We start from the raw sequence: 530 nt of genomic DNA, 5'->3' as shown, positions 1-530 counted from the left end.
GCGTTAGGGCTCATGAAGACCACTCTCGCATTCCTTGCAGCAATCCTCGTGCCGGTCGGTCTCATGACCGGCTGGTATCTGTGGGACCAATTCGCCAACTTCAAACCCAACGATCCATACATCTGGGTTCGTACCGGAAACTTCCTTAGTCTTTGCGCATTAATCACGGCAGCCTACGTACTTGTGCTTGGCATTCCGGCCTACCTTTTGCTTCGTTGGCGCAACGCAGTTCGCTGGTGGTCAACTATCGCAAGTGGTTTCGTATTGGGTGCGTTCCCGGTTGCCATGCTTTCTTGGCCACTGCGTTTTTCACGGGGCGCATCTGCAACCATTGATGGCGTCCCCACTTTGGTCAACGGCATGCCTACTTTCGCGGGCTGGCTGCAATACCTGGAATTGGTAGCATTCATGGGGGCTTGCGGTGCCGCCTCGGCTGCGGTGTTTTGGCTCACCGCACTGCGCCCTAACAGTTCGTCCAAGCGGACGCCAAAACCGCTACGCGGTTTCGGCGCCGCTTAACTCAAGCGTTA

Annotated in this window: 1 protein-coding gene; it reads left to right on the top strand. The window is 56.2% G+C overall.

Annotation, left to right across the window (positions count from 1 at the left end; genetic code table 11):
* A partial coding sequence (locus ACFPME_RS17570) for a hypothetical protein (protein WP_377306995.1) occupies positions 1-519 on the top strand: 519 nt, incomplete at its 5' end.
* Positions 520-530: the final 11 nt, after the last annotated feature.

The sequence above is a fragment of the Rhodanobacter umsongensis genome, from assembly GCF_042654965.1.
In the GTDB taxonomy this organism is placed as follows: domain Bacteria; phylum Pseudomonadota; class Gammaproteobacteria; order Xanthomonadales; family Rhodanobacteraceae; genus Rhodanobacter; species Rhodanobacter umsongensis.
Note: the sequence above shows the minus strand (reverse complement) of the source record. Positions and strands in the feature narration are given on the sequence as shown.